The 16,738-nt window shown below is 40.3% G+C and carries 17 protein-coding genes and 1 pseudogene; 13 read left to right on the top strand and 5 right to left on the bottom strand.

The annotated features are described in order from the left end of the window. The first annotated feature begins 43 nt into the window (after positions 1–43). The 5 genes from MKX14_RS10485 to MKX14_RS10505 all read left to right on the top strand — a co-directional run bounded on the left by MKX14_RS10485 (position 44) and on the right by MKX14_RS10505 (position 4,909). Complete coding sequence (locus MKX14_RS10485) at positions 44–574, top strand: CHAP domain-containing protein (protein ID WP_240282407.1); 531 nt, start codon at positions 44–46, stop codon at positions 572–574. A gap of 133 nt (positions 575–707) precedes the next feature. Then, positions 708–2,507, top strand: a complete 1,800-nt coding sequence (uvrC, locus tag MKX14_RS10490) for an excinuclease ABC subunit UvrC (RefSeq protein ID WP_240282511.1) — start codon at positions 708–710, stop codon at positions 2,505–2,507. Positions 2,508–2,628: 121 nt separating this feature from the next. Further along, the gene (locus tag MKX14_RS10495) at positions 2,629–3,423 is read left to right on the top strand and encodes a thioesterase family protein (protein ID WP_240282408.1); all 795 of its coding nucleotides are present in this window, start codon (positions 2,629–2,631) and stop codon (positions 3,421–3,423) included. 118 nt (positions 3,424–3,541) lie between these two features. Next, positions 3,542–4,129 carry a CDP-diacylglycerol--glycerol-3-phosphate 3-phosphatidyltransferase gene (gene pgsA, locus MKX14_RS10500; protein ID WP_002114808.1) on the top strand — a complete coding sequence of 196 codons (588 nt, stop codon included), beginning with the start codon at positions 3,542–3,544 and terminating at the stop codon, positions 4,127–4,129. A gap of 168 nt (positions 4,130–4,297) precedes the next feature. Next, the gene (locus MKX14_RS10505; protein WP_078224388.1) at positions 4,298–4,909 is read left to right on the top strand and encodes an alpha-ketoglutarate-dependent dioxygenase AlkB family protein; all 612 of its coding nucleotides are present in this window, start codon (positions 4,298–4,300) and stop codon (positions 4,907–4,909) included. A gap of 184 nt (positions 4,910–5,093) precedes the next feature. Here the strand turns inward: MKX14_RS10505 and MKX14_RS10510 are convergent, their stop codons facing one another. Continuing rightward, positions 5,094–5,867, bottom strand: a complete 774-nt coding sequence (locus MKX14_RS10510) for an IclR family transcriptional regulator (RefSeq protein WP_002114686.1) — start codon at positions 5,865–5,867, stop codon at positions 5,094–5,096. Positions 5,868–6,234: 367 nt separating this feature from the next. On the opposite strand from MKX14_RS10510, the pseudogene MKX14_RS10515 reads away from it, so the two are divergent. The 4 genes and pseudogenes from MKX14_RS10515 (at position 6,235) to ydhJ (ending at position 9,696) form a co-directional block, all read left to right on the top strand. Continuing rightward, positions 6,235–6,366 (top strand): annotated as a pseudogene (locus tag MKX14_RS10515) (hypothetical protein). Beyond that, entirely contained in the window at positions 6,357–8,456 is a 2,100-nt protein-coding gene (locus tag MKX14_RS10520; RefSeq protein ID WP_064786120.1) for an FUSC family protein, read from the top strand. The pseudogene MKX14_RS10515 and the gene MKX14_RS10520 overlap by 10 nt, the downstream one beginning before the upstream one ends. Continuing rightward, positions 8,449–8,655, top strand: coding sequence for a DUF1656 domain-containing protein (locus tag MKX14_RS10525; RefSeq protein ID WP_002115096.1), 207 nt, complete (start codon positions 8,449–8,451; stop codon positions 8,653–8,655). Before MKX14_RS10520 ends, MKX14_RS10525 begins: the two co-directional genes overlap by 8 nt. A gap of 39 nt (positions 8,656–8,694) precedes the next feature. After that, positions 8,695–9,696 carry an HlyD family secretion protein gene (ydhJ, locus tag MKX14_RS10530; protein WP_002114928.1) on the top strand — a complete coding sequence of 334 codons (1,002 nt, stop codon included), beginning with the start codon at positions 8,695–8,697 and terminating at the stop codon, positions 9,694–9,696. Between the two features lie 31 nt (positions 9,697–9,727). Here the strand turns inward: ydhJ and ruvX are convergent, their stop codons facing one another. The 3 genes from ruvX to recN form a co-directional block, all read right to left on the bottom strand. Next, positions 9,728–10,168, bottom strand: a complete 441-nt coding sequence (gene ruvX, locus MKX14_RS10535) for a Holliday junction resolvase RuvX (protein WP_002115066.1) — start codon at positions 10,166–10,168, stop codon at positions 9,728–9,730. Next, complete coding sequence (locus tag MKX14_RS10540) at positions 10,168–10,722, bottom strand: YqgE/AlgH family protein (RefSeq protein WP_002114753.1); 555 nt, start codon at positions 10,720–10,722, stop codon at positions 10,168–10,170. Before MKX14_RS10540 ends, ruvX begins: the two co-directional genes overlap by 1 nt. Before the next feature lie 123 nt (positions 10,723–10,845). Then, positions 10,846–12,513 (bottom strand): DNA repair protein RecN, encoded by a 1,668-nt coding sequence (gene recN, locus MKX14_RS10545; protein WP_016142382.1) that lies wholly within the window; start codon positions 12,511–12,513, stop codon positions 10,846–10,848. Between the two features lie 114 nt (positions 12,514–12,627). On the opposite strand from recN, the gene MKX14_RS10550 reads away from it, so the two are divergent. The 4 genes from MKX14_RS10550 to MKX14_RS10565 all read left to right on the top strand — a co-directional run bounded on the left by MKX14_RS10550 (position 12,628) and on the right by MKX14_RS10565 (position 16,144). After that, positions 12,628–13,938 carry a tetratricopeptide repeat protein gene (locus MKX14_RS10550; RefSeq protein WP_240282409.1) on the top strand — a complete coding sequence of 437 codons (1,311 nt, stop codon included), beginning with the start codon at positions 12,628–12,630 and terminating at the stop codon, positions 13,936–13,938. 76 nt (positions 13,939–14,014) lie between these two features. Continuing rightward, positions 14,015–14,341: a pyrimidine/purine nucleoside phosphorylase gene (locus tag MKX14_RS10555; RefSeq protein ID WP_002115102.1), complete on the top strand. Its 327-nt coding sequence runs from the start codon at positions 14,015–14,017 to the stop codon at positions 14,339–14,341. A gap of 102 nt (positions 14,342–14,443) precedes the next feature. Then, entirely contained in the window at positions 14,444–15,193 is a 750-nt protein-coding gene (rlmB, locus tag MKX14_RS10560) for a 23S rRNA (guanosine(2251)-2'-O)-methyltransferase RlmB (protein ID WP_005079348.1), read from the top strand. Positions 15,194–15,229: 36 nt separating this feature from the next. Then, positions 15,230–16,144: a DMT family transporter gene (locus MKX14_RS10565; RefSeq protein ID WP_240282410.1), complete on the top strand. Its 915-nt coding sequence runs from the start codon at positions 15,230–15,232 to the stop codon at positions 16,142–16,144. On the opposite strand, the gene coaE is transcribed toward MKX14_RS10565, so the two are convergent. After that, entirely contained in the window at positions 16,141–16,737 is a 597-nt protein-coding gene (gene coaE / locus MKX14_RS10570) for a dephospho-CoA kinase (protein WP_240282411.1), read from the bottom strand. The genes MKX14_RS10565 and coaE overlap by 4 nt on opposite strands. Between the last annotated feature and the right edge of the window lies 1 nt (position 16,738).

A 16,738-nucleotide genomic window follows, 5' to 3' on the forward strand; every position in this document is an offset into this window, starting at 1 on the left:
GGCGCGGTTTTTTCGAAGACTGGTCAGCGGAAGTAGGTTTAAAATGGCTCATGCTCATCACGCAGCTCATGCACATGTTCATCATATCGAAGAGAGAAAAGAAGAAAGTTCTCAAGGCGATTTAAAAACAAAAGTGATGTTAAGACAAGCAGCTTCGAAGACTGAAAAATCTAATCGATCTAGAACTAAAAATCATAAAACTGAAGACCAAAATATTAATTTGCATAAGTTCTCAAGTAAGCTCGAAAGTATCTCTGCCAACCATAGTAAAGAGAAATGTGCCAAAAATATTCGTATTGCTCTACAAGCGGCTGGAGCAGATGTGTCAAAGCATCCTGTAGCTGCTTCTGATTGGGGGCAAACGTTAGAAAAGAATGGTTATAAGAAAATTAAACCTGCTTTCAACCGTCCACAAGAAGGTGACATTTACATTATTGAGCGAACAAGTGGTCACACTTATGGTCATATTGCAGGCTATACGGGCAATGGTTGGTTCTCGGATTTTCGTCAAAAAACCTATGCGGTGTATAAAGAAAAAGACGTTAAATATAGTTACTATCGTCTAGATTCTTAAGCAAGTACGACACAATTTGTCGGGTCATATCTAAATCTGTTTCCAAATTTATGTTCTGGCACAGTAAAGCACTTGAAAAGTAGGGGTGAAAACATCACATTAGGTATTCAGTATTAAGCCATGCATGCCAATAGTGAATCAAAACGCTCGTCCTCATATTGAAAAAATTTTAGCCAACATGACCCAGCTTCCAGGTGTTTATAAAATGCTAGGGAAGGAGGGTGAATTGTTATATGTTGGCAAAGCAAAAAATCTCAAAAATCGGGTATCGAGTTATTTTGTTAAAACGATTGAGCATCCTAAAACACAAGCTTTAGTTGCGCGAATTTATGATATTGAAACTTTGGTTACTCGTTCAGAAACCGAAGCTTTACTCTTAGAACAAAACTTAATTAAACAACACCGTCCGCCTTATAACATTATGCTGCGGGACGATAAGTCTTATGTCTATATTTTTGTTTCGGCTGATAAGCCTTACCCTCGGCTTGCCAGTGGGCGTGGTAAAGGTAAGCACCAAATTGGTAAGTTCTTTGGACCGTACCCAAGTGCCTATAGTGCACGAGATACGTTACTGGTTTTGCAAAAACTTTTTAATGTGCGTCAGTGCGAAAATAGTTATTTTGCACAGCGCAAGCGTCCATGTTTGCAATATCAAATCAAGCGATGTTCAGCCCCTTGTGTAGGTCTGATTTCACCCGAAGATTATAAAGAAGACGTTAATAATAGTATTCGCTTTTTGCAAGGTGATACCAAAGAGCTTAATCAAGAACTCATTGCCAAAATGGAACAAGCAGCGGCTGAGCTTGAATTTGAAAAAGCTGTTTTTTACCGTGATCGATTATCTTTACTGCGTGAAGTTCAAGCGCAACAAGCCGTTTTTAAAGTTAAAGGTGAAGCGGATATTCTGGCAATTGCATATCAGGCTGGTGTGACATGCGTGCAAATTATGTATGTACGCAATGGGCGAATGCTGGGTGGAAAAAGTTATTTCCCAGACATGCTCGGTGATGATCTTGGGCAAATGCTCAGTGATTTTATGGCGAACTTTTACTTTCAAGTTGCAGATGAAGTTCCCAATGAGCTTATCGTAAATATTGCTTTGCCTGACTGTAAAGAATTAGAAGAAGCGTTGGCACAGCAGTTTGGCAAAAAGGTTCAGATTAAGAGTAATGTTCGAGAAACTCGTGCCGAGTGGCTGGAGCTAGCTGAAATGAACGTTCAACATGCCATTAAGGGGCAGTTGAGTAATCATTTAGAACTTAATGAACGTTTTCATCAGTTAGAGCAAGTGGTGGGAAGACCTGTCGATCGTATTGAGTGTTTTGATATTAGTCACACCATGGGGGAAGCTCCAATTGCCTCATGTGTTGTGTTTGATCAAGGGGGCGCTCGTAAGCGTGACTACCGCCAATTTGCGATTCAAGACATTACTGCAGGTGATGATTATGCTGCTATGCGTCAAGCCTTAACACGACGTTATAAAAAGGCCATATTGCCTGATTTGCTGTTGATTGATGGTGGTAAAGGCCAACTCCATATGGCAATGGAAGTTATGCAAGAGCTTGGCCTAGATGCTTTTATGGTGGGTGTATCTAAAGGTGAAGGGCGTAAACCCGGACTTGAAACTCTGCATTTTACCGATGGCACAAAAATCCAGTTACCAGAGGACCATAAGGCATTGCATTTAATTCAGCAGGTGCGTGATGAGGCCCATCGTTTTGCGATTACCAAGCATCGTGCTAAACGCGACAAACGTCGAAGTACCTCAGTTTTAGAAGCAATTCCAGGGTTAGGGCCAAAGCGCCGTCGAGATTTATTAACTCATTTTGGTGGGATCCAAGGTGTTTTAAAAGCGTCTGAAAAAGAGCTCACTCTTGTGCCTGGTTTTGGGGACATGATGGCAAGAACGATTTATAAAATTCTGCATGAATAAAGATACATTTCTATGCCGAGTGACCAAATAGTTGGCATATAAGTACAAGAATGATCATTCACATTCCTTTTAAAATGATGAAAGATGTTTCATCAAGAGTCGGAGTGCTTTAGGGAAGTGAATGTCATTACTGCAACTGTTTGAAGAAATAAAGCAAAAGGAATCGATTGAAATACCTGAAGGGTGGTTACAAGGACGAACTGTTTTTGGTGGTCTTGTTGCGGGATTGCTGATGCAAAAAGCGTGCGCCAATATTCAAGATCCAAATAAAAGATTATTAAGTTGTAGTGTTACTTTCGTGGGCCCTGTACAGCAGGGAGCTGCCCAATTGACTATTGAAATTTTAAGGGAAGGAAAGTCGGTCACTACACTTGAAACCCGTTTATGGCAAGATGGTGCGGTACAAACGATTTTGGTCGCAAGCTTTGGTGTGCCGCGTGCATCGAATATTGAAGTGCGACATGAGCCTATCGTTCCACTTTATAGGCAACCTGAAGAGTTGCAACCTATTCCTTTTGCTAGACAAATGCCAGAATGCTATCAACATTTTGATGTATGCTGGGCAGAAGGTCATTATCCTGTTACAGGAAGTCAGTATGCTGATTTTGGAGGATGGTCAAGGTTTAATCCCGATAAGCATGAAAATCGTCAAATGACTTTGCCAGATTTAATTGTTTTGATGGATATTTGGCCACCTGGTGTATTGCCAATGTTTAAGCAAGTTGCTCCTGCAAGTTCTTTAACTTGGCACATTACCTATGTCCATCCGTTCCAACATCAATTGTGTGACTGGTTTAAATATAAAGTGGTGACCGAATATGCGGGTGAAGGTTATTCCACAGAATATGCCCATCTTTGGAATCAAAATGATCATTTAATTGCAATTTTACGGCAAACTGTTACGGTATTTACCTAAGCAGTCCACTTCCTCGATTCATATATTTCGTATAAAGTGGCTGTTACAGATAGATACAATATTGAAGAAAGTATTTTTGTCTGTTACAAGATGCATGAAGACTTAATTGGCGGTGTTTATGACCACAGGGCGAATCCTGAATATCCCAAATATCCTAACATTAGCGCGTATCGCGCTTATTCCTGTATTTTTGGTGATCGCGTATTGGCCGCCTGCAATGGGTATTGGTGAGCATGAAGGTAGTATGAGTCGTCATATTATCTTGACGGCTATTTTTGTGTTTGCTGCTATTACCGATTGGTTTGATGGCTATTTGGCACGAACTTTAAACCAGACTTCAGCATTTGGCCGTTTTTTAGATCCAGTTGCAGATAAGCTCATGGTGGCGGCTGCACTGATTGTTTTAGTGCAGTGGAATCCAACCATTTCAATGGCTTTTGCCGCAATTGTTATTATTTCACGGGAAATTACAGTTTCTGCTTTACGTGAATGGATGGCTGAACTTGGCGCACGAACCAGTGTAGCAGTATCGACTGTAGGTAAATATAAAACAGCCTTTCAGATGATTGCCATTAGTGTGTTCTTACTTAATTGGCAGCCTTTAGAAATGCTTGCCTATGCTTTGTTGTATACAGCGGTCATTTTAACTCTATGGTCTATGTTTATTTATCTTAAAGCAGCTTGGCCTTATTTAAAGCAGCCTTAAGTGCATATTGAATGATTAAGCCTTTCTACAATGAAAGGCTTTTTTATTTTTGAAGAGTGCAAGAATGGGCTACTTGTACAATGATATGGTTGGAGAATATCATTGGCAAAAAGGGCGTAAATTGGCATTGTTAGCTTGGGAGATGTCAAAGCAACATGGAGAGACCGTATGACCTTGGATTTATTTTCTCCAGAGCCTTGTGAGAATTTATTACCCTACGATGGTGAAGTTCAGGACTATGGTTGTATTTTAAGCCCTGAAGAAGCTGAACAATATTTTCACTACCTTTATCAACACCTCGCATGGAAACATGACGAGGCTAAGTTGTATGGCAAGCACTTTATTACAGCTCGAAAAGTTGCATGGTATGGAGATGATTACTATCAATATAAATATTCGGGTGTCGCACGTGATTCTTTACCTTGGGACAAAGCACTCGCCAAACTAAAACAACAGGTAGAAAAAATACTTTCAGAAAAATTTAATTCTTGTTTGGCAAATCTTTATGAAGATGGAACCCAAGGAATGGCTTGGCACAGTGACTCGGATGTTTCTTTGGCAAGAACGACAACAATCGCTTCTTTAAGCTTTGGTGCTACCCGTAAATTTTCTTTTAGACATATTCAAAGTAAAGAGAAAGTTGAATTGTGGCTACAGCCAGGCCAACTCATTGTGATGCGTGGTGAGACTCAACAATATTGGCAACACCGTTTAAATCGCTCAACAAAGATTTTACAACCACGTATTAATCTTACTTTTCGGCAATTTAAGTTTTTATAAGAATAAGACAAGAAAAAAGCCCATGATGGCAGCATGAGCTTATTCCTCTGAGGGGGATGCTTCTACTGATGAGCTGCTGATGAAAAGAATCATCAATAGGAGCTAAAATCATAATATGAGAATATTGTGATATATTCAATGTTTTAAAGTGTAAGAAAAGTTTAAATTATCATAAGGTGGAGTTTTAGATTTCACCTTTTTCAGATAATTCCATAAAACGTTGTTCAATAAGTGCTGCATTTTCTTGCAAAATTTCGATGAGCTTTTCAACGTTTAAAAAATCAAAACGATTTTTAGAGGCAACTAAAGTCAAAGCCAAAGGTACTTCTTTGTTTGAAAAACGAACAGGAACAGCTAGACCTGAAACATTTGGGTCAATCTCACCTTGTGAGAAATAGAACCCTTGTTTTTTAATTTTACGCATACGCTGAATAAAGCTCGGTTCATCTTCAGCAAAACCCGATTGTTTTAATTCTTGCTGGTAACGGTGGTAGTAGTCTTGCATGCGCTGCTTACTTAAATGCGAAACCATTGTTTTTGGAGATGATCCAACGTAAATCGGTCTTGGGCAGCCTCGGCCATATGAAAGTAGCTCAGTGTCTTTAAATATTTCATGATGTATGTCAATGCAATAGTCATCATTTAAATAGGTAAGCAAACAGCAAAGTTCAGTACGCTCTACAATATTTCGCATAAACGGTGTGCTGATCTGAACTAATGGATCGGTTGTTCTGGATATATAGTCAAGAACTGCAATTTTTGAGCCTAAGGTATAATCGCCAGAGGTTCCATTAATGCGTTTTAATAGATCAGCTGATACTAGCTCTTTAAGGTAACGGTAACTCGTTGGTTTGGACAAGCCAAGTTCTTCGCAAATAATATCGACATTAATGATTGGACGCGAAACTGAAAATAGGTCCAGTACGGTTAAAATTTTGCCAAAACTTGAAATTGCCATAATGTCTTGTTCGTATCCTTTAACAACGAGTCATCTTTGAGTTTTTATAACAGAAAAAAAGAAGATTTGTCTCAATTCTAAAATAAATGCCTGATTTGAGTATTTTACTCTGACAAAGAGAAAACTTCTCTTGGCTTATACATCATATACGATAATTAAAAAATATATCAAATTATCAAATAGAGATATTTTGGTTGACTAAATCGCTTTATTTTGAAAAAATTGCCAAACAAAATATCTAATCGAGAAATTTATCGGTTCTAAATTGATTTCTTGATACCTCTTCTTTCCAAAGCTTGGCCGTTTAAATGGCGCCCAAACTGAAATCATTTCGGCCAATCAGGCGAGATGTGGAAAAATCATTGTATTGAAGGATGCTCCTCATATCATTTGCTTTGAGGCAAATGGCAAAGTTGTGTTGTCTTTAGAAAGATAATCAAATATTGAAGGGCATGCTCATCAGTTCAGATCTGTATTTGAGATGAGTTCATGTTATTAAAGCAAATACTGGCGTTCCGCCCGAGTAGGCTTGATCTGATCTTTGCCTTAAAAACATTTATTGCCGGAATGTTGGCACTATTTGTTTCGTTTGAATTAGATCTGATTAACCCGATGTGGTCGATTGGTACGGTCCTGATTATTGCCAATCCATATTCAGGAATGGTGTCCTCTAAATGTGTCTATCGAGTGGTAGGGACAATCGGCGGAGCTGTGATTGCCTTAACGCTAACGCCACATCTAATTAATACACCTTGGATATTTACCGTGGTGTTGTCGTTGTGGGTGGGTTTTGCACTTTATGTGTCGTTACTCGATCGTACTCCACGTAGTTACGCTTTTATGCTGGCCGGTTACTCGACAGCCATGATCGTCTTTAATGCGATTACCTATATTGATCAATACAATATATTCGATATTGCTTTAGCTCGGGTCATAGAGATTTCGATTGGTGTAATTTCAAGTGCAGTGGTTTCTGCCACGATTCTTCCAATGCATATTGGCTCAGCAATTAAACAGCGGGTGATAAAAACCCTAAAAGATACAGAGAATCTGTTTGCTAATTTATTAAATACAGATTCGCAGCAGAACAATACTCAGCTCTTGGCTGCCATTACTCGTGACACCACAGATATTCATGCCTTGGCGGTACATTTGAGTTATGAGAAGGGCGAGTTGCATGGTATGACCAAACCCTTGCAGGAAATGCTTCATCAAATCTCAATGGTGGTCGCTAATCTAGTCGCTTTATCTGAGCGTATTAAGCAGCTTCAAGAACTGCGATTCATCGAGACTCATGCAGAAAAACTGCAACAGCTTTCAGCTCATGTTGTACAGTTTTTAGAGCAAAAAGATCTGATTGTTGATGAAAATATTTTGCAGTTGCCTGATGAGTTTGAAAGCGATTTTGCAAGTTTGATGGAGTCGGCTTCTACACATCAACAAGTTTTGGTTGCAGCCATGAAAATGGATGTGCGCCATTTCATTAGCAATGTGTTAGCCGTTAAAGTTTTGTGGCAGCGAATTCAGCAAGGTAATAAAGAAATTCCTGACAACATTACCCCAATGACCACCAAATATCCAAGTTTGCACCGTGACCATGGTGTGGCGATACGAGGCGGTATTAGTGCAGTCCTTATTACATTTATTGTGACTGGAGTCTGGATTGTTTCGGGGTGGAAAGCTGGATTTATGATGGCACAGATGGGCGCAGTAACCGCCTGTATTTTAACAGCCTTAGATAACCCGGTTCCGGTTCTGCGTATTTTTATCTGGGGCAGTATAGCTTCAGCAGTTTTAGTCTTCGTTTATGCATTTGGTATTTTCCCGCATGTCACCACTTTTTGGGAACTTGGACTGGTTTTATTACCGATGTTCTTATTCGCAGTGTCTATGATGGCTAACCAGATGCTGATGCCAGTAGGTATGGTGTTGGGTATTAATACCATGATGGGACTAAACCTGCACAATGCTTATAGCATGGATGCAGTGTCTTATCTTGATAGTTCATTTGCCATGATTTTAGGTGTTTTAGTGTCCTTGATTGTCATTGACGTTGTTCGTGCCATGTCACCAGACACGAGTGCAAGCCGTATTTTAGCCTTGCATTATCGTGCCATGCGACAAGCGATCTATCTGCCATATGGTCTTGATTTTAAGGTTCATCTACGCAGTATGCTAGATCGGATTGGGATTCTAAATAGCAAAATGGTGCAATCAGACGAGATTAAAACTTCAATTCATCAGGCTCTGATTGAGTCGAGTAGTATTGTTGATTTAAGCCGATTGCAAGAGTTAGCCAATCAGTTTCCTCAAGCATCTGAACTCACTCAGCATATTGGCGATTTGCAACAAAATCTGGATGAGCTGTTTAGAGCTAAAGAAAACGATGAAAATGATACGACAGCTTTAGTAGAGCGAATCTACCGAGCGTTATTTGAATTAAAACAGCTTGCTTCAAATGTTGAAGATATGACTATGCGACAAAGACTACTCATTTCACTGAACAATATTGCTTATAGCATGTGCCATGTTTCATCAGAGCAAATGAATGAAAACAGCACCCTGAGAGGAGCCACAGCAAATGGGTGAGTTTAATGTTTATGGTATTTATGTGCCTTCTTTGCTCGTTCAAGCACTCTTGGCATATATCTGTTTCCGTGGGTTAAGTCCTTTAACAAATAAGCTGATTGCACAAGGCTGGATTGCATTACCTAGTATTTTTAATTTGTGTTTTTACCTCTTATTACTTTTGGTAATACATCAAATTTTTGTTGGGGTCGGTGCGTAGAGATGTTTGCGAAATTAAAGATTGAGTTAGGTGAGTGAAATGAATCAGGTGGATTTGAAAAAAGTCATCCGTCCAGTAATTTTGATTGTCGCATTAATGGTGGCGGTCTATACCATTGTGCATTTGTGGAATTACTATAACGCGGCGCCGTGGACGCGTGATGGTCGAGTTCGTGGTGACGTTATTCAAGTATCTTCGGATGTTGCTGGGCTTGTGACAGAAGTATTGGTTCAAGATAACCAGACTGTGAAAAAAGGTCAGGTGCTCTTTAAAATTGATGTTTCTCGCCGAGCTTTAGACGTAGAGCAAGCAAAATCTGATTTAGCAAAAGCAAATGCAGCATTTGCCCAAGCGCAAGCTGGTTTAGCACAAGCAAAAGCGAACCTGATTAAATCAGATACGAATATTAAGTTAGCCGAGAAAAACGCAAGCCGCTATTCAAACCTCATGGATGGCGCTATCTCTAAGCAAGAACAAGATCAAGTTTTCGCAACACGTGATCAATCTCACGCTGAACATGAGCAACTCCAAGCTGCTATTCAACAAGCGGAAGCAACTGTTAAGCAACAACAGGCTCTTATTGAGGCGGCAACGAGTAATTTGCATTTGGCTGAGCTTAATATGCATCGTGCTGCGGTAATTGCTCCAGCTGATGGTACTTTATCTAACTTTGATATGCGCCCAGGTAACTATGTTCAAGTTGGTCAGGCTGTTGCGGCACTACTTGATCGTAAACAACTCTATGTTGTGGGCTATTTTGAAGAGACGAAGTTAAACCGTATTCATGTTGGAGATCAGGCCAGTGTACAGTTAATGGGTGATAGTCAGAAAATTAAAGGCCATGTACAGGGTATTGCATCGGGTATTGAAGATCGTGAACGCTCAAGCAGCTCTAAACTTCTTGCCAATGTAAATCCAACATTTAGTTGGGTTCGTTTAGCACAGCGTGTGCCTGTGAAAATCGTATTAGATGAAACTCCAAAGAACCAGCTTGCTTTTGTCTCTGGACGTACGGCAACTGTGCATATTATCGAGAAATAAAAAAGGAAGGCTTTAGCCTTCCTTTTTAATGTTACGGGGTTAAACCGACCGGATTTCGATACCAACTCTGAATGAGTAAGGCGGCTGCAAAACTATCTGCAGAAAGTTTTTTTGCTCGACCTTGCTCTTGGTAGAAACCGAGTTCTTCTCGTGCTTCACGTGTAGTTAGACGCTCATCTACCATTAATGTTTCAATATTGGTTTGATGGCGTAAACGTCTCGCAAATTTGCGAGCACGTGTAGAAAGTTCTGACTCGCTATCATCCATATTCAAAGGCAAACCAACCAAAAATAGATCAGGTTGCCATTCTTTCACGATTTTTAAGAGTTGATCCCAGTTTGGAATACCATCTTTCATCACAAATAGAGGGAGAGGATTGGCACTTTCAATTGAAGACTGGCCAATCGCCATTCCCATTTTTTGAGTACCAAAGTCAAAAGCCATAATCGATTTTGATTGTGTTTCGGTCATTAAGCATGTCCGATTTCAGATGCTAACCATGCACGATCTACACCGATCTTTTTATAAGCTGCATCCCAACGATCGTCATAAGGCAGGTTAAAAATTAGGTCCATATCGGCATCACAAATGAGCCAGTCACCGCGCGTAATTTCATCTTCTAACTGGTTTTTACCCCAGCTCGCATAACCTAAAGCAATTTGATATCGGCCGACACCTTCATTGTGGGCAATCGCATCAAGAATATCTTTACTGGTAGTAATACAAACATTTTCACCTACAGCAATAGATGAATGCCATGTCGGTTGTCCAGTATGAAGAACGAATCCAGCCTCGGGACGTAATGGGCCACCTTGTAAAACCACATGTGGATTTACATTGTCTGCTTCAATGTCGAGATCATTGAGTAATTCTTTAATTTGAATGCCGGAAGGGCGGTTAATAATAATGCCTTGAGCACCTTCTTCATCATGACGGGCAAGATAAATTACAGTGTTTGCGAAAAAGTCATCTGCCATTTCTGGCGGGGCAATCAGACAACGGTGAGTCAGATATTGTTTGGTCACCTAAGCGGTTCTCCCTCAAAAAATGTCACTAGAGGGTCTCTCGACCCTTTTATCTATATAGGTTCTTTTTATCAACATACAAGAGTTAATCGGATTTCGCCAATCTTTTTCTCTCATTTTTTATTAATTTGAAGAAGCCTGAAATTTAAGTTGGCGTAATTGTTTTGCGTGTTGCAAGGTTGTTTCATTAATTTCAACACCGCCTGACATGCGAGCTAACTCAAAAATGATTTGATTTTCATCTAATTCAACAATTGTACTGCTGGCTGGGTCAGTTTGTTGTTTCTTCACTAATAAATGCTGATCTGATTGAGCAGCAACTTGTGCTTGGTGAGTAATACATAAAAGTTGAACATGTTGGGCTAAGTCAGCAAGTAAACGTCCCACAACTTCTGCTGTACCGCCACTAATACCGACATCAATTTCATCAAACACTAACACTTCTGCTTCGGTTTTTTCAGCGTTCATCACTTGCATGACAAGTGCAATACGTGAAAGTTCACCACCTGAAGCGACGCGTGCTAATGGTTGTGGAGGAATACCCTTATTGGCAGTAAATAATAGCTGAATAAAGCTTAAGCCTTCAGCGGTAGGTTGCTCTAATGGTTCAAACTTAAACTCAAAATGTGCCTCTGGTAGTGCTAAAGGTTTAACCTGTTCAGTTAATTGTTTAGCAAGCGGAGCGGCAGCTTCACGACGAATATGGTCTAAATGCTGAGCTTTCTCCAAGAACTCCTCATGCGACTTTTCAACTTGTTCTGCCAGAGTCTCTGGGTCTTCAAGTTGATGTAATTGCTCAAGCTCGCTTTGCCAAGCTTCATATTCTTCTTTAAGCGTTTCTGGTTGAGTGCGGTATTTACGTGCTAAACGATGGAAAACTTCGAGTTTAGAATTAAGTTCTTCCATTCGTTCAGGATCAAAGCTTTGACGATCAATAAATTGACGCAAGTTTGCTGTTGCATCGTCTATTTCACTTTGAGCATTGAGTAAAGAATTATAAATCTCAGAAAGTTGTTCGCTACGCCCCGCGTGAGACTCTAGACGGCGAATAATCGAAGACATTTCTTGAGTAATATTCTGCTCAGCTTCATCTAAAACATTTAAGCTATAGCTACAGTCTTGCATGATATGTTCATGATGACTGAGGCGATCGAACTCTTGCTCAATTTCTTTATAGTCAGTTTGAATGACCTCTTCGAGCTCTTCAATTTGATGCTCTAAAGTACCAATACGTTGTAGGCGGGTTGCTTGTGCATCTAAGGCTGCTTGATGCAAACGAATGGTACGTTGCCATGTGCTATAGGCTTCACGTACATCATTCGCTTCAGCATAAAAATTGTTATAACGGTCTAGCCAGTGCTTTGGATAAGGCGGTTCAAGCAGCTGCTGCTGGCTGTGCTGACTATAGAGTTGAACCAGCAAACGGCCTAATTCTTTGAGTTCAGATAGACTACTTGGACGTCCATTGACCCATGCTTTACTACGACCAGTTGCAAAAATCACACGACGTAAATGAATTTCCCCAGAATCATCATCTAGCTCGTGGTCTTGGAGCCATTTTGCTTCAGGACTATTATTTTGATAGGTAAAAACAGCGGTAATATCCGCTTTGTCCGAACCATAACGGACATAATTTGTATCTGTACGTTCCCCTAGGCAGGCAGAGAGTGCATCCAGTAATAATGATTTTCCGGCACCTGTTTCGCCTGTTAGAACATTAAATCCTTGTTCTATATCAATAGCCAAATGATCAGCTAATGCAAAATTAATTAAAGTTAAATGTGTGAGCATAAACGCATCCAACGCGCCAAATTATGGGTTAAAGATAGAGAAGTTTTGAATTTGCTACAAGTGATCTATTATTCTAACTGAAATTATAGAACAGCAAGATTGTGGATATTTACAATGAAAAAAACATTAAGCTTACCGAAACCACCAATAGGGATGATCAACCGCCATAAAAAAAACAATCCTGCGGAAATGAATAAAATTTTAAAACAGCATTTTAATGCATTTAAACAGGCAGCAGCACAAGGGGATTATGCCAAAGCTTATCAACATGTTAAACAAGCTGTTAATTTGGTTCCCAAGCATGCTGGCGCCTTATCAGATTTAGCTTATACCGAATTGCGCTTAGGCCGTTATAACGATGCCTATCAACATTATTTACAAGCGATTCAAGCAAGTGGAGCTAACGTAAATACAAATTTATATGATGGACTCACAGAAGTTTGTCATCATTTAAAGAAAAAAGAAGAAACAATCAAATTTGGACGTTTGGCAATTGCAACCAAAAAAGAACTAGCGAAGAGCGAACCTGTTTTGGCTATTCCAGATCATGCACCACCAACCTTTAGTGCAAACCCTCAAGAAAATATTATTGCTTTTTCTTTGTTTGGAGCAAACCCTCGTTATTGTGAAACCTCTATTTTAAATATTCAGTTAGCCAAACAAATTTATCCTGAATGGACGTGTCGCTTTTATGTCGATGATACGGTGCCAGTATTGGTGCAACAGCGTTTAAAAGAGAAGGGCGCGCAAGTTATTCAGGTTACAGATTCTCAAAAACAGCTATCTGGTCTGTTCTGGCGCTTTTTGGTAATGGATGATCCGACAATTAAGCGTTTTCTGATACGTGATGCCGACTCCATTGTCTCGCACCGCGAAAAAGCAGCTGTGGATGCTTGGCTCAAGAGTGATAAATGGTTTCACTTAATGCGAGATAATTATTCTCATACTGAGTTAATTCTGGCGGGAATGTGGGGCGGGTGTACAGGGATTTTTCATAATATTGAAGCACATATCAGGGATTATGTTGCCACCGGACGTTATCTGGATAATCGGGTGATGGATCAACATTATTTACGTTACTGTATTTGGCCAACCTTAAAACAAAGTGTGCTTATACACGATAGTCAGCAATTTGATTCAGATGCTATCGATTTTCCAGCTTATGATCTGGCGTTAATGCAAAACGACAGTGAAAATTTTCATGTAGGAATGAATGACGGTTCACCAATAATTGCTACAGTAGTTGCCCATCCAACTGCACAAAGAGTATGTTGGATACTCCTAGATGAAAATCAGGTCGAAGTTTGCAGATACGATGCAATTGTGTCGAGTAGTCGAAATATTGAGATCAACTTACCTTATGCTTTTGCTAAAAAAATTCAGGCACAGCAGTGGAAATTACAAGTTTATCCGTATGAAAACTGATTGATTAGTTATTTAGGCACAATTAAACTACATTCATCATAATTTATATAAATACGGCATTATCTGGAGAGTGTGCATGAGTTCAACCCAATTTGATCATGTAACGGTCATCAAAAAATCAAACGTTTATTTTGGTGGAGCATGTATCAGCCATACCGTGCAATTTGAAGATGGAACGAAGAAAACACTAGGTGTTATTTTGCCGACTGAGCAAGCTTTAACTTTTGAAACCCATGTTCCTGAGCGTATGGAAATTATTTCAGGTGAATGCCGTGTAACAATTGCGGACAGTAATGAAAGTGAGTTGTTCCGTGCAGGCCAATCATTTTATGTGCCTGGTAATAGCCTTTTTAAAATCGAAACTGATGAAGTGCTCGATTACGTGTGCCATTTAGAAGGCTAAGAAATTCCTATTCAAATCGGGTACACTATGCCCAAAGAAATCCTGTGAAGTTGGCTTTGCAGGATTTTTATTTTTTTGCTCAAACGTTGTTAGAGGTCATGCATGGCAAAACCGGAATATTATTATGGCGTTCATTCAGTGGAGTCATTGTTAGAACTTGAGCCGGAACGTGTGCTAACCCTGTTTACTTTAAAAGGACGGGATGACCAGCGTTTGCAAAAGATTTTGCAATTGGCAGAGCCTTTTGGAATTAGTGTACAAAAAGCAAGCCGTGATAGTCTCGAAAAGCTTGCAGGTCTACCGTTTCATCAAGGTGTGGTTGCAGCAGTACGTCCGCATCCGACTTTAAATGAAAAAGATCTAGATCAGATCTTGGCTGAAACCCCAGATGCTTTATTGCTGGCATTAGATCAGGTGACAGACCCGCATAACTTAGGAGCCTGCATTCGTACCGCAGCTGCAATGGGTGTGCAAGCGGTGATTGTACCTCGTGATCGTTCGGCAAGTTTAACCCCAACAGCTCGTAAAGTTGCAGCGGGTGGAGCTGAGAAAGTTAAATTCATCCAAGTAACAAACTTGGCTCGTACATTAGCCCATCTCAAAGAGACAACTCATACACGTGTTATTGGCACTATGCTTGATGAAAGTGCAATGCCAATTCAAAAATGTGATTTCTCTGGTCCAGTCGTGATCGTGATGGGAGCAGAAGATACGGGTTTACGCCCAATTACACAGGCACAGTGTGATCATAAAGTTTATATTCCGATGTCTGGAAATTTACAAAGCCTAAATGTGAGTGTGGCAACGGGTATGGCACTTTATGAGGCTTGTCGTCAGCGTTCTGAGGTATAATCTAGCTGCCTTTCTAGTTTTGTAAGCAGTCTTGATATGTCTCCCCGTAAGCAAGGTTATTTTTTTGTATTGGTGACCATGTGCATTTGGGGCGGGTTTACACTTTTTGCCCGTTTAAATGCACAGTGGCACATCAGTGCTTGGGACATTGCTGCACTGCGCTTTGCTATCGCCTTCCTGATTTTGATGCCGATTCTGATCTATAAGAAAGATCTCGCTTTTTTGTGGAGTAAGCACGCTGTTATTTTGGCGCTTATTGGTGGGGTCATTTATTGTCTTACCGTCTACACTGCGTTTCTCTATGCTCCCGCTGCGCATGCTGCCATTTTTTTAAATGGTTGTATTCCAATTTGTACTGCGTTCGCAGCATATATTTTATTTAGACAACCATTTGATAAGCATACATGGGCTAGTCTGGCAATTATGATCACTGCCTTGGCTCTCATGAGTGTGTTGATGTTGCAAGGTAATGCTTCGGCCTTTGGTGTGGGGGATTTGCTTCTTTTTATTAGTGCGATTTGGTGGGGCATTTTCACTGTATTACTTAAACAGTGGAAACTTTCTGCATGGCACTCTATGGCAAGTGTTGCGATTTGGTCTGCAATTATTTATTTACCCATCTATGCGTTATTTTTGCCTAAACACTTCATGGAAGTGAGTCCTGTTCATTTAGCGATACAGGGCATTTTCCACGGTGTGTTTGTCGTTATTATCGCAACTTTGACTTATGTGGCAGCCATTCAGCGACTTGGTGCTTTTAAAACGGGAAGTATTGTCACTTTGGCGCCGTTTATTGCTGCCATTTTAGCTGTACCTTTACTTGGCGAGTTATTAAGTCCATCAATTGTTGTGGGCTTGGTTGGAATGGGAATCGGTGCCTTACAACCTTGGCGCTGGTTTCGACAAGATAGCTTGGCACAAAAGATTCAGCAGCAAAATAAGCAAAACTAGTTGGCGCGCTTCAAATAGCTTTGATGTAAAGGCTCTAATTGCTGATATAAATGTTCGAGTAATCCGTCATTAAATACAATGTCATTGGCAAGTTCACGTTTACGCTCGCGCGGCATTTGAGCTGCAATAATTTTCTGGATTTGTTCTTGATTTTGCCCATCACGTTGGCTTGCACGTTGAATTTGAGTTTGTTCACTCGCATCAACTAATAGAGTGTGATTAACCAATTCATGCTGGTTGGTTTCAAAAAGTAGTGGTGAAACTAAAATCACATAAGGACTTTTTGGGTTTTGTAGCTGTTGAATAATAGATTGGCGAATGGCTGGATGCGTGATTTTCTCAAGCGTTTGTCTTGCTTCAGGGTTTTGAAAAATATATTCACGTAGGGCACGACGATCTAGATTACCGTCGGGTTGAAGCACCCAATCTCCAAAAGTTTGTTGGATTTTTTGGAGGGCAGGTTGGCCTTTTTTAACCACTTCGCGAGCAACAATGTCGGCATCGACGACTTGGATTCCTTGGGATTCAAACCATTGTGTTGCAGCAGATTTGCCACTGCCAATACCACCTGTGATTCCCAGAATAAAAGCCATC

The sequence above is a fragment of the Acinetobacter pittii genome (assembly GCF_022449185.1).
Classification (GTDB): Bacteria; Pseudomonadota; Gammaproteobacteria; order Pseudomonadales; family Moraxellaceae; genus Acinetobacter; species Acinetobacter pittii_I.